Here is a 12,558-nt window from a genome sequence, read left to right as displayed (position 1 = left end):
GAGAACGCCGACAGCCGCGCCTCGGCCACGACGTAGCGGGAGCCGTCCACGTCGACCACCACGTAGTCGATCTCCTCGCCGACCATCACCGCCAGGTTGCTCGGCAGCGTCCACGGGGTCGTCGTCCACACGAGCAGCTTGGCGCCCCGGAACGGACCCTCGGTGGTGATGTCGAAACCGACGGTGACGGCCGGGTCCTGGCGGATCTTGTAGACGTCGTCGTCCATCCGCAGCTCGTGGTTGGAGAGCGGCGTCTCGTCGTTCCAGCAGTAGGGCAGCACTCGGAAGCCCTCGTAGATCCAGCCCTTGTCGTAGAGCTGCTTGAAGGCCCAGATCACCGACTCCATGTAGTCGGGGTTCATCGTGCGGTAGTCGTGGTCGAAGTCGACCCAGCGCGCCTGGCGGGTGACGTACTCGCGCCAGTCACCGGTGTAGCGCATCACCGACTCGCGGCAGGCGGCGTTGAACTTCTCGATGCCCATCTCGACGATCTCGTCGGTGGTCTTGATGCCGAGCTGGCGCATCGCCTCGAGCTCGGCGGGCAGCCCGTGGGTGTCCCAGCCGAAGCGGCGCTCGACCCGGCGCCCGCGCATGGTCTGGAAGCGCGGGATGAGGTCCTTGACGTACCCGGTGAGCAGGTGGCCGTAGTGCGGCAGCCCGTTGGCGAACGGCGGGCCGTCGTAGAAGACGAACTCGTTGGCGCCATGGGTACCGGCGGGCCGGGCGTCCACACTGGCCGGGAACGTGCGGTCGGCGGCCCAGTACTCGAGGACCGCTCGCTCCAGCACCGGAAACGACGGCTGCGACGGCACGGTCGCCTCGCCGCCATGCTGTGCCTTGGGGTATGCCATCGGTGGTACTCCTCGCGTGCCGATCATGTCGTCCACGCGGGGACGAAGCGCGACGGGCGCTCCGCGGTACCACCCCGCTTGCCGCCGCACCGTCGCGGCGACCGCTCGAAATCGGCTGTCACGGGCCGTCCCGTCCGGTTCTACTGGGGCTTCGACGCCCGTTCTTCCGGAGGCTCCCCGGTGATGGCCGGATCGATGCCTGTACTCACCAGCCTAGCCGGTCCACCCAACCCAATTCCGCCACGCCCCGCTCCCGGAGTCGGGGTGGGTCAGCGGTTGGGCTGGCGGGTGTTGCGGTGGTGGGCGGCGAGGGTGGTGTCGGGGGTGCAGCGGGCGCAGGGAGTGAAGCCGAGTTCGCGGGCTTCGGAGACGGGCAGGGGGATGGTGGATTTGCCCGGGAGCCAGGTGCAGTCGGCGAGGTGGTAGCGGGGGTGTTCGTCGACCACCCGGACTTCGCTGTCCAGGGCGGCGACGATGAGCAGGTCGGCGGCGTCGGTGGGCTCTTCGCCGGGCTCGGGGCCTTCGCCGGGCGGGGGCTCGGTTGCCCGATCGGGCTGATGCGCCAAGCGGTCGAGTGGGTCGATGAATGACGTCAGTTCGACGGGTGGCGGCGCTGCCGAGCGGGTGGGGGGAAGGCCGTTGTCCTCGGCCCGACGGGGGGCGGAGGTGGCGGCGAGCCGGCGACGACCGCGGAGCCAGTCGAAGACGAGGAGCCCGGCGGCGACGACGCTGATGACGACCGAGGCCCATGCCCAGACGGTGACGGCGGTGGTCAGGGCGGCGATCAGCAGCGCGAAGGCCGCGATCACCAGAATCAGTACCAGGTAGAGCACTCGGATGCGCCTAGCGGTCGCCGAACAGGGTCACATTGCGATCATCCGGCTTCGGCGCGGGGACCGAAGGCGTAGCCCTGCCCGCCTCCGCGGCCACCGCCGCTGTCGCCGGCCGCGGACGGCGCCGCGGAGCCCCGGTCGCCCAGCTCACGCAGGCTGGACTCGAGGAACGTCTTCAACCGGGTGCGGTACTCGCGTTCGAAGGTGCGCAGCTCGTCGATCTTCTTCTCCAGCGAGGTGCGCTCGGACTGGACCGCGCCGAGGATCTCGTTGTGCTGGCGCTGGGCGTCGCGTTCGAGCGCGGTGGCCTTTTCGCGCGCCTGGCGTTCGAGGGTCTCCGAGCGGGTTCTGGCGTCGTTGAGCATGGTCTCGGCCCGTGTCCTGGCCTCGTTGACCATGCCGTCGGCCTTCGCCCGGGCCTCCGAGAGCAGCTGCTCCGACTTGGTGCGTGCCTCGGACAGCATGCTGTCGGCCTCGGACTTGGCCTCGCCGGTGAGCCGGTCGGCCATCTCCTGGGCCAGACCGAGCACCTTGGCGGCCTGCACGTGATGGTCACCACCACCGCCCGGCGAGGTCTGCTCGAGCGCGCTGGGCGGCGGCACGGGCTGCAGGCGCCGCGGCTCCTCCCGGACCGGGGGAACGGCCGGGTGCAGCCGGGTGGCGTCGTCGAGGTCGGCCCGCGTGGAGTCGAGCTGCGCGTCCAGCTGCTCGATCTGCGCCCGCAGGTCGTTGTTCTCCTCGATCAGCCTGGAGAGCTCAACCTCGACCAGGTCAAGGAAGGCGTCAACCTCGTCCTCGTTGTAGCCCCGCTTGCCGATGGGAGGCTTGCTGAACGCAACATTATGTACGTCAGCGGGGGTCAACGACATCAGATCACCTCACGCACTCCATGGCTGCCAGGTCGCCCAGGATGATCCCCATCATCCGGGATATGCCAGTCGCATCAAGATGAACACGACCAACAGCAGCACCATAATCGATAGGTCCAGCCCTACGCCTCCGATCCGGACCATCGGGATGATCCGACGAACTAACCGCACCGGAGGATCGGTCACTGTGTAGATGCTCTCGAGCGCTACCGCAACTCCACCCGCGGGGCGCCAGTCGCGCGCGAACGCGCGAACCAGCTCCACCACCACGCGTGCTGTCAGTAGCAGCCAGAACGCGAAGAGCACCCAGTACACAGCGAGCCACAGGGGTTCCACATGTCAACTCTGCCATCACTCAACTTCGGGCGAGCAACCCACCCTCCGCTATCCGTCGCTTGTCCTCCGCAGATGGGTCGACATTCGGCGGTGAGATCAAGAACACCTTGTTGGTGACCTTGTCGATCGAACCACGCAGAGCAAACGCCAGTCCGGCCGCGAAGTCAACCAGGCGTTTCGCGTCCGCATCGTCCATGTCGGTCAGGTTCATGATCACCGGGGTGCCGTCCCGGTAGTGCTCACCGATCGCCCGTGCCTCGTTGTAACTGGTCGGGTGCAGCGTGACGATCCGGCCGTGCGGGTAGCCGCCTGCGGGCGGCACGGCGGCGGGCTCGGGACGCATCCTGCTCACCGGCTCCCTCCTGGTTTCGACGGCGAGTGCGCCGTGCGTCGGCGGCGGCGGTGGCGCCGGTTCGGCCGCCCACACCGGTTGTGACCTGGGCCGGGCCGGTGGGAGGTAGGCCTCCTCGCGGCGGTCCAGTTCGACGGCGTCGGCCTCCCGGTAGCCCGGGCGCAGGCCGCCGAACAACCGGCGGCGGGCGGGCGGGTAGGGCTCGTACTCGTCCTCGTCGCTGAGGTAGCTCGGGCGGTGACCCCGGTCGTGGGCGTGCGTGCGGCTCGGCTCGGCGGCCCAGTCCTCGGCGTCGTACTCGTCGAAGTCCTCCGCCGGGATCATGCCGAAGTACGCCTTCAGCTTCTGCAAAGCGCCCATCGACCTGCCTCGCACTCCGTCCGCCTGCTCCGTTTCCGGAACCCGTGCTGAACACTTGTCAAGGCGAGGCTAGCGGCCGCTCACCGAGCAGGGCGGTTCCGACACGCACGCAGGTCGACCCGTGCGCGATGGCCTGCTCAAGATCACCGCTCATGCCGGAGGACAGCTCGGTGGCCCCGGGATGATCACGACGCAGTCGATCTGCCGCAGCCGCAAGGAGTTCGAAGGCCGCGGCGGGCTCCATGGCCAGCGGTGCGACGGCCATCAGCCCGCGCAGCCGCAAATCACTCGAACGGACGACACGATCGGCCAACCCGGGCAGTTCCGCGATCGGGCAGCCGCCGCGATCCGGGTCGCCGTCGATGCTGGCCTGGATCAACACGTCCAGCGAGCCGGCGCGCTCGCCGGCGGCCCGCGCCGCGGCGACCCCGCGGGCCAGGGCCTCGGCCAGCCGCGCCGAGTCGACCGACTGCACCTCGGCGGCCCACCGGGACAGCGAGCGGGCCTTGTTGCGCTGCAGCCGGCCGACCAGATGCCACCGGACCCTGGCCGTCGGGCGCAGCCCGGCCAGCTCGACCGCCTTGGCCGCGCCCTCCTGCTCGCGGTTCTCCGCCAGGTCGACCACGCCGATGTCGGTGAGCAGGGCGGCGTCGATGGCCGGCCGGGTCTTGGTCACGGCCAGCAGCCGGATGCCGGCCGGGTCGCGGTTCGCGGCCCGGGCGGCGGCCGCGATCCGGTCGCGCACGCCGGCCAACGCGGCGGCCAGTTCCGCACGCCGGTTTTCGTCACCGTCGGTCACGGTAATCTTCCACAATAGAGCGGATATTCAGGCGAATTCTTTGCGAAATACGGCTCATTTCTCGACCCAGGTCACGGCGGCCAATCGCCCAGTGGTGCCGTTTCTGCGGTGACTGAACAAAGTGGTGTCCTCGACCGTGCACCGCGGGTCAATGCCGATCCGGGCCACCCCGGCGTCGGCGAGTTGGCGCCACAGCCCGGCCCGCAAGTCCAGTCCCGGCGTCCCGGCCCGGGTGCGGCAAGCGCTGCCCGGCAGGTGCTCCTCGACATCGGCGCGCATCGCCTCGGGTACCTCGTAGCACTCGCCGCACACCGACGGGCCCAGCAGCACCTCGATCCGATCCACCGCGGCACCGGCCGACCGCATGGCCGCCAGCGCCGCCCGCAGCACGCCGATCCGGGCGCCCACCCGCCCGGCGTGCACCGCCCCGACCACGCCGGCCTCCGGATCGGCCAGCAGCACCGGCACGCAGTCGGCGACCAGCGCCACCACGGCCAGCCCGGGCACCGCGGTGACCAGCGCGTCGGTCATCGGCACCGGGGCGTCCCGCGGGCCGTCCACCACGACCGCGGTGCGCCCGTGCACCTGCTCCATCCACACCAGCCGGTCCGGTCGCAGGCTCAGCTCGTCGGCCAGCCGCTTGCGGTTCGCCGCCACCGACTCCGGATCGTCGCCCACGCCCGCGCCCAGGTTGAACGAGTCGTACGGCGGCTGCGAGACCCCACCGGCACGAGTGGTCACCACTCTCCGAACACGCACTGGACTGCTCCCGAACGGCGTCTGTCGACCTGTCAACCTACCGACGCATGAACGGCGGCACATCCACCTCGTCGTCGGGGTCGTCGACCACCGGCGTGGTGCGGCCGGGCAGGGTGCCGCCGCGCTGGCCGGGCACGCCGTTGCCGGTCGCCGGGTTGGTCGCGCTCATCGGGTTGGTGCTCTGGAAGCCCTGCTTCGGCGGGGTCTGCGCCGGTGGCGCGGCCGGCGGCACCGGCTGGGCCGGCGCGGCCGGCCGGTGCTGGACCTGGCCGGCGGTGCCCGCGGCGACCGGCCCGCGCGAGCCGACCAGGGTCGGATCCAGCTTCTTGTGCGTCGGCGTCCCGCTGTCGAACCCGGCCGCGATCACGGTCACCCGCACCTCGTCGCCGAGCGAGTCGTCGATCACCGTGCCGAAGATGATGTTGGCCTCCGGGTGCGCGGACTCCTGGACCAGCGAGGCGGCCTCGTTGATCTCGAACAGGCCGAGGTCCGAGCCGCCGGCGATGGCCAGCAGCACGCCGTGCGCGCCGTCCATGGACGCCTCGAGCAGCGGGGAGTTGATCGCCTTCTGGGCCGCCTGGATCGACCGGCCCTCGCCCCGGGCCGAGCCGATGCCCATCAGCGCGCTGCCCGCGCCGGACATCACGCTCTTCACGTCGGCGAAGTCCAGGTTGATCAGACCCGGGGTGGTGATCAGGTCGGTGATGCCCTGGACACCGGAGAGCAGCACCTCGTCGGCCGAGCGGAACGCGTCCATCAGGGACACCCCGATGTCGCCGAGCTGCAGCAGCCGGTCGTTCGGGATCACGATCAGCGTGTCGCACTCGTTGCGCAGGTTGGTGATCCCGTCGTCGGCCTGCTTGGCCCGGCGCTTGCCCTCGAACGAGAACGGCCGGGTGACCACGCCGATGGTCAGCGCGCCCAGCTTGCGGGAGATGCTGGCCACCACCGGCGCGCCGCCGGTGCCGGTGCCGCCGCCCTCGCCCGCGGTCACGAACACCATGTCGGCGCCCTTGAGGACCTCCTCGATCTCCTCCCGGTGGTCCTCGGCCGCCCGGTGCCCCACCTCGGGGTTGGCGCCGGCGCCGAGACCCCTGGTCAGCTCCCGGCCGATGTCCAGCTTCACGTCGGCGTCGGACATCAGCAGGGCCTGCGCGTCGGTGTTGACCGCGATGAACTCGACGCCCTTGAGGCCGACCTCGATCATCCGGTTGACAGCGTTGACCCCGCCGCCGCCGATGCCGACGACCTTGATCACGGCAAGGTAGTTGTGCGGGGGTGTCATCGCCCTTCGCCTTCCTGGATCTAGGCCGGGCGGCAAACTCTGAACCTCTACAAGAGGTTGAGAGTTATGTCAACCCGGAACGTACTTCTGGACGGTAGGCATCGCGGGTGATCCGATCCAGCCGCCACGCCGTGCGCCGCCCGAGGTGTTGGAAAGGCTCAGGAAATGGTCGGGAAGTCCGGGGTCGTCACGTCGTAGGTCCGGCCCTCGCGGGACAGCAGCGCGCCGAGCACGGCGGCCTTGCGCCCGGAGTCCTCCGCCCCGCCCCACTTCACCACCTTGCCGTCGGACAGGCTCAGCCGGACGTCACCCGGAGTCTTCGCGGTCACCTCGACGACCCGGGCACGCAGCTGCCGCGGGATCGCGGCCAGCACGGCGACCGCCGCGCGGGTGGCCGGGTCGTCCGGGCGCACGTTGTCCACGGTCAGCTTGGGCAGGCCGTCCGGGACCCGCGCCACCACGGCGTAGTCCAGGCCGGTGCCGTCCACCAGGTGCCCGCCGCCGGCCACCGCGACCGGGGTGCGCTCGGTGACCGCGATCCGCACGGTGCCGGGGAACGATCGGGTCACCTCCGCGGCGAACACCTTCGGCAGCCGCGTCACCCGGTCCCGGACCTCCTCGGTGTCCAACCGGGCCAGTGGCGTGCCGGGCTCGATCGCCGCGGCGGCGCGCACCTCCTCGGCGTCCATCGTGGCCAGCCCGGTCACCTCGACCTCGTGTACGCCGGCCACCGGCGTGAACAGCACCAGGTAGCCGGTGCCGAGCACGGCGGCGAGCACCCCGGCCGCGACCCAGCGCCGCCGCACGTACCGGCGCTGGTCCGACGGCCGGCGCTCCTTGGACTCCGCCTCCGGCTCCGGGTCGGCGGCGCGCCGGCCCGCGCGCCGCCGGGCGCCGCGGTCCCGCACGCCGCTGGTCACCGGCGATCCAGCTCGGTCAGCAACTCCGGGCCGAGCATGGTCACGTCGCCCGCGCCCATGGTGAGCACCACGTCGCCCTCCTCGACCAGACCCGCCACCAGCGCCGGCACCCGCTCGAACGACGGCTCGTAGTGCACGTGCTCCCTTGGCAGCGGCACCGCGTCCGTGATCAGCGCGCCGGTCACCCCGGGCTCCGGCTCCTCCCGCGCGCCGAACACGTCGAGCACCACCACCTCGTCGGCCAGCGCGAGCGCCTCGGCGAACTCCGCGGCGAACAGCCGGGTGCGCGAGTACAGGTGCGGCTGGAAGATCACCACCAGCCGGCCGGGCGCGGCGATGGGCCGGCTGGCCAGCAGTTGGGTGCGCACCTCGGAGGGATGGTGCGCGTAGTCGTCGTACACCCGCACGCCGCCGGCCCGGCCCTTCAGCTCGAACCGGCGCCGCACCCCGCCGAACGCCGCGATCCCGGCCAGCAGCCCGTCCAGCGGCGCGCCCAGCTCCAGCCCGGCCAGCAGCGCGGCGATCGCGTTGAGCGCCATGTGCTCGCCGGGAACCGCGACGCCCACCCCGATCTCGGTGCCGGCGAAGGAGATCCGGGCCACGCCGCCGGTGCCCTCCGGCCGGTGCTCGAGCAGCGTCACGTCGGTCGCGGTGCGGCCGTAGCGACGCACCCGGATCCCGGCCGCCTCGGCCCGGTCGGCCAGCGCGGCCGAGCCCGGGTCGTCGGCGCAGGCGATCAGCAGCCCGCCCGGCTCGATCCGCTTGAGGAACTGGTCGAACACCGCCGTGTAGGCCTCGACCGTGCCGTGGTGGTCGAGGTGATCGGCCTCCAGGTTGGTCACCACCGCCACCAACGGCGCGAACGCCAGGAACGACCCGTCGCTCTCGTCCGCCTCGGCCACGAAGATGTCGCCGGTGCCGTGGTGGGCGTTCGCGCCGGACTCGTTGAGATCCCCGCCGATCGCGAACGACGGGTCCAGCCGGCACTGCTGCAACGCCACCGTGAGCATCGAGGTGGTGGAGGTCTTGCCGTGCGTCCCGGCGATGCACGCCACCCGGTGCCCGGCCATCAGCGCGGCCAGCGCCGCCGAGCGGTGCAGCACCGGCAGCCCGCGCCGGCGCGCCTCGGCCAGTTCCGGGTTGCTCTCCTTGATCGCGGTGGACACCACCACGGCGGTCGGGCCGCCGTCGAGCAGGTCCAGGTTCGCCGCGGCCTGCCCGACCGCGATCCGCGCCCCCTGCACGCGCAGCGCGTCCACCGCCCGGGACGGCTTCGCGTCCGAGCCGGACACCGCCAGGCCGCGGGCCATCAGGATCCGGGCGATGCCGCTCATCCCGGCGCCCCCGATGCCCACCAGGTGCGCGCGCTCCAGCGGGTCGGCGCTCACTTGTCCACGACCTCGAGCACCATCCGGGCCAGCACGTCGGCCGCCTCGCGGTGGCCGGTGCCCCGGGCGGCCGCGCTCATCGCGCTCAGCCGGCCGGGATCGGTGAGCAGCGGGATGACCAGCTCGCTGATCGTCGACGGCTGCAGGTCGGCGTCGTCGACCAACACCGCGCCACCCGCGTCCACCACCGGCTTGCCGTTCAGCGCCTGCTCGCCGTTGCCGTGCGGCAGCGGCACGAACACCGCGGGCAGGCCGACCGCGGACACCTCGGCCACGGTCATCGCGCCGCTGCGGCAGAGCACCGCGTCGGCCGCGGCGTAGGCCAGGTCCATCCGCTCCAGGTAGGGCACCGCGACGTACGGCGGCGCGCCCGCGACGTCCTGCACCGCAAGGGTGTTCTTCGGTCCGTGCGCGTGCAGCACGCCGATCCGGGCGTCGGCGAGCGCCCGCGCGGCGCCGGACACCGCCGTGTTGATCGAGCGGGCCCCCTGGGAGCCGCCGAACACCAGCAGCGTCGGCGCGGTGGGGTGCAGGCCGAAGTGCGCCCGGGCCGCCGCCCGCAGCGCCGGCCGGTTCAGCTCGATGATCGAGGTGCGGAGCGGGATGCCGATCACGTCCGCCTTGGCCAGTCCGGAGTCCGGCACCGCGGCCGCCACCCGGTCGGCCATCCGGGCGCCGATCTTGTTGGCCACCCCGGCGCGGGCGTTGGACTCGTGCACCACGATCGGCAGCCGGCCGCGGGCGGCCAGGTAGGCCGGCAGTGCAACGTACCCGCCGAACCCGACCACCACGTCGGCGTCCACCCGGTCCAGCACCTCGCGGGTGATCTTCACCGCGGCCCGCACCTTGAACGGCAGCCGCAGCAGGTCCGCGTTCGGCTTGCGCGGCATCGGCACCGGCGGGATCAGCTCCAGCGGGTAGCCGCGGGCCGGCACGATGGTCCGCTCAAGGCCGCGCTCGGTGCCCAGCGCCACCACCCGCGCGTCCGGCCGTTGCCGCATCACCGCGTCGGCAAGGGCCAGCGCCGGCTCGATGTGCCCGGCGGTGCCACCCCCCGCGACCACGACACACGGCCCACGGCGACTTGCCTCACTCAACGACGTCCTCCTTGTCCGGTGCCCGGCGGGGCGACCCGGCGCACCGGCTTGCGTTTGGTCGGCGGCTGGTACGGATCGGGTGCCGGCAGCCGCATCAGCCGGCCGAACCGGCCGGGCCCCTGAGAGCGTAATGCGGCCACCGCTTCGGGCTCATGGCGCGCACAGTTGGCCAGGATTCCGAACACCAGCAACGTGAGCACCACCGAGGTGCCGCCGGAGGAGATGAGCGGCAGCGTGATGCCGGTGACCGGCAGCAACCCGACCACGTAGCCGATGTTGATCGCCGCCTGGGCCACCAGCCACACCGTCAGGGTGGCCGACACCATCCGGATCCACGGGTCGATGTTGCGGGTGGCGATCCGGATCCCGGTGATCGCCAGCGCGGCGAACAGGCCGAGCACCAGCAGGCAGCCGAGGAACCCCAACTCCTCCCCGATCAGCGCGAAGATGAAGTCGTTGTGCACGTTGGGTAGGTACTCGAACTTCGACGGTCCCTGGCCGAGACCCTTGCCGAACATCCCGCCGTCGGCCAGCGCGAGCACCGCCTGCCGGGCCTGGTACGCCGCGCCGTGCGGGTCGTCCTCGGGATGCAGGAAGGACAGCACCCGGGACAGCCGGTAGCTGGTGCCCACCGCCAGCAGCACCACGCCGGCCACCGCGCCGAGGGCGAACGCGCCGAACAGCCGCAGCGGCGCGCCGGCGAACCACAGCAGCGCGATCAGCACCACGCCGAGGGTGATCGTGCCGCCGAGGTCGGGCTGCAGCATCACCAGCGCGAACATCACCAGCGCCGCCGGCACGATCGGCACCAGCAGGTGCCGGAACTGGTGCAGCAGCGCGCGCTTGACGATCAGGATGTGCGCCCCCCACAGCGCCAGCGCCAGCTTGGCGGCCTCGACCGGCTGGAACGACACCGGGCCGAAGGTGAACCAGCTCCGGGTTCCGTTGACCGTGGTGCCGAGCGGGGTGAGCACCAGCACCAGCATGATCACGCTGATCAGCAGGCCGATCGGGCTGAGCGCCCGGACCCGGCGCAGCGGCAGCCGCAGCCCGATCCAGAACAGCACCAGGCCGGCCAGCACGTAGCTGACCTGCTTGCGGAACACCGCGTAGACCGAGGACTCGCTGTTCATCGAGATCACCGCGGAGGCCGAGGCCACCATCACGAGACCGAGCACGGTGAGCAGCCCGCACACCGCGAGCACCAGGTGGAACGAGGCCAGCGGGCGGCCGAGCCAGGCGGTCAGCGCCGAGCGCACCGCGGCCAGCCGGCCCCGCCGGGGGGTGTCCCGGCCGGACCGGCGCCGCTGCGGGTCGGCCGGTGCGCCCGCGGCCGCCGCCGGACGGTTCCGGCGGCCCCGCTCGACCGTGGTCATCAGCCCGCTCCGCGCAGCCGCCGCACCGCGGCCGCGAACGCCTCTCCCCGCTCCGCGTAGTCCCGGAACATGTCCTGGGACGCCGCCGCCGGTGCCAGCAGCACCACGTCCCCGGGCCGGGCCATACCGCTCGCCGCGCGCACCGCTGCCATCATGGGCTCATCGTCTCCCGGACCCACCCGGTGCGTGGGGACCTGCGGCGCGTGTCGCGCCAGTGCGGCGGCGAACGCGTCCGCCTCGGCACCCAGCAGCACCACGCCGCGCAGCCGGGGCCCGGCCTCGGCCACCAGATCGTCCACCGACGCGCCCTTGAGCAGACCGCCGGCCAGCCACACCACCGACGGGTAGGCGCCGAGCGAGCTGACCGCGGCATGCGGGTTGGTGGCCTTGGAGTCGTTGACGTAGCGCACGCCGTCCCACTCGCCCACCGGCACCGCCCGGTGGTCACCCGGCTCGAACGCGGTCAGCCCGGCGCGCACCGCCGCCACGGCCACCCCGTGGCAGCGGGCCAGGGCGGCCGCGGCCAGCGCGTTGGCCGCGTTGTGCAGTCCCGGCACCGGCAGGTCGGACACCGCGACCAGCGGCTCGGCGCCGTCCACCAGGACCCCCTCGACCATCCCGAACCGGTGCTCGCCGGGCTCGTCGAGGGTGAAGCCCACGGGGGCCGGATGCCCGTCGGCGAGCCGCGTCGACCACCCGTCGTCGGCGTTGAACACCGCGGTCCCGGCCCCGTCGTAGATCTTGCCCTTGGCCGCGGCGTAGGCGTCCACCGTGCCGTGCCAGTCCAGGTGGTCCTCGGCCACGTTGAGCACCACGGCCGCGGCCGGGCGCACCGAGGACTGCCAGTGCAGCTGGAAGCTGGACAGCTCGACGGCCAGCACCTGGTGGCCGGCCAGCACCGCGTCGATCACCGGTAACCCGACGTTGCCGCAGGCCACCGCGTCCACCCCGGCCGCGGCCAGGATCGCCGCCAGCATCCCGACCGTGGTGGTCTTGCCGTTGGTCCCGGTCACCGCGAGCCAGGTCGGCCGGCGGGCCACCCGCCAGGCCAGCTCCACGTCGCCGATCACCTCGATGCCCGTCCGGGCGGCCGCCACCAGCAGCTGGCTGCTCGGCTTCCAGCCCGGGCTGGTGACCACCAGGTCGGTGCCCTGCGGCGGCGCGGTCAGGCTCGGCGCCAGCGTCGCGGCCGGGTTCAGGCCGGCGAGCCGGTCCGGGTCGGCGTCGGTCACGGTCACCCGCGCGCCGAGGCCGATCAACGCCTCGACCACCGACCGGCCGGTCACCCCGGCCCCGGCCACCAGCACCCGCTGACCCGCGAACATCGGTCCTG

The 12,558-nt window shown here is 72.4% G+C and carries 13 protein-coding genes; all 13 read right to left on the bottom strand.

What is annotated here, in order from left to right; translation table 11 throughout:
- The coding region (locus VFV67_RS12925) for a class I tRNA ligase family protein (RefSeq protein WP_326469935.1) at positions 1 to 851 on the bottom strand (851 nt) is incomplete at its 3' end.
- Between the two features lie 269 nt (positions 852 to 1,120).
- A complete protein-coding gene (locus VFV67_RS12920) occupies positions 1,121 to 1,684 on the bottom strand; it encodes a hypothetical protein (protein WP_326469934.1) in 564 nt (187 codons plus the stop codon).
- A gap of 41 nt (positions 1,685 to 1,725) precedes the next feature.
- On the bottom strand, positions 1,726 to 2,553 hold the full coding sequence (locus VFV67_RS12915; protein ID WP_326469933.1) for a DivIVA domain-containing protein: 828 nt from the start codon (positions 2,551 to 2,553) through the stop codon (positions 1,726 to 1,728).
- A 51-nt stretch (positions 2,554 to 2,604) separates the two neighbouring features.
- Positions 2,605 to 2,889 carry a YggT family protein gene (locus VFV67_RS12910; protein WP_326469931.1) on the bottom strand — a complete coding sequence of 95 codons (285 nt, stop codon included), beginning with the start codon at positions 2,887 to 2,889 and terminating at the stop codon, positions 2,605 to 2,607.
- A 19-nt stretch (positions 2,890 to 2,908) separates the two neighbouring features.
- Positions 2,909 to 3,601 carry a cell division protein SepF gene (locus VFV67_RS12905; protein ID WP_326469930.1) on the bottom strand — a complete coding sequence of 231 codons (693 nt, stop codon included), beginning with the start codon at positions 3,599 to 3,601 and terminating at the stop codon, positions 2,909 to 2,911.
- A 58-nt stretch (positions 3,602 to 3,659) separates the two neighbouring features.
- Positions 3,660 to 4,406: a YggS family pyridoxal phosphate-dependent enzyme gene (locus tag VFV67_RS12900; RefSeq protein WP_326469936.1), complete on the bottom strand. Its 747-nt coding sequence runs from the start codon at positions 4,404 to 4,406 to the stop codon at positions 3,660 to 3,662.
- 48 nt (positions 4,407 to 4,454) lie between these two features.
- Positions 4,455 to 5,159, bottom strand: coding sequence for a peptidoglycan editing factor PgeF (gene pgeF / locus VFV67_RS12895; protein ID WP_326469929.1), 705 nt, complete (start codon positions 5,157 to 5,159; stop codon positions 4,455 to 4,457).
- Positions 5,160 to 5,196: 37 nt separating this feature from the next.
- Complete coding sequence (gene ftsZ / locus VFV67_RS12890) at positions 5,197 to 6,444, bottom strand: cell division protein FtsZ (RefSeq protein ID WP_326469927.1); 1,248 nt, start codon at positions 6,442 to 6,444, stop codon at positions 5,197 to 5,199.
- Positions 6,445 to 6,602: 158 nt separating this feature from the next.
- Entirely contained in the window at positions 6,603 to 7,364 is a 762-nt protein-coding gene (locus VFV67_RS12885) for a cell division protein FtsQ/DivIB (RefSeq protein ID WP_326469925.1), read from the bottom strand.
- Positions 7,361 to 8,752: a UDP-N-acetylmuramate--L-alanine ligase gene (murC, locus tag VFV67_RS12880; RefSeq protein WP_326469924.1), complete on the bottom strand. Its 1,392-nt coding sequence runs from the start codon at positions 8,750 to 8,752 to the stop codon at positions 7,361 to 7,363. The genes VFV67_RS12885 and murC overlap by 4 nt, the downstream gene beginning before the upstream one ends.
- The gene (gene murG / locus VFV67_RS12875; protein ID WP_326469923.1) at positions 8,749 to 9,849 is read right to left on the bottom strand and encodes an undecaprenyldiphospho-muramoylpentapeptide beta-N-acetylglucosaminyltransferase; all 1,101 of its coding nucleotides are present in this window, start codon (positions 9,847 to 9,849) and stop codon (positions 8,749 to 8,751) included. Before murG ends, murC begins: the two co-directional genes overlap by 4 nt.
- A complete protein-coding gene (gene ftsW, locus VFV67_RS12870; protein ID WP_326469922.1) occupies positions 9,846 to 11,225 on the bottom strand; it encodes a putative lipid II flippase FtsW in 1,380 nt (459 codons plus the stop codon). The genes murG and ftsW overlap by 4 nt, the downstream gene beginning before the upstream one ends.
- Positions 11,225 to 12,550, bottom strand: a complete 1,326-nt coding sequence (gene murD, locus VFV67_RS12865) for a UDP-N-acetylmuramoyl-L-alanine--D-glutamate ligase (protein WP_326469921.1) — start codon at positions 12,548 to 12,550, stop codon at positions 11,225 to 11,227. The genes ftsW and murD overlap by 1 nt, the downstream gene beginning before the upstream one ends.
- Positions 12,551 to 12,558 lie beyond the last annotated feature (8 nt).

The organism is Actinophytocola sp., assembly GCF_035762905.1.
GTDB lineage: Bacteria > Actinomycetota > Actinomycetes > Mycobacteriales > Pseudonocardiaceae > DASYTH01.
This window is presented reverse-complemented; position numbering and strand designations above follow the sequence as displayed.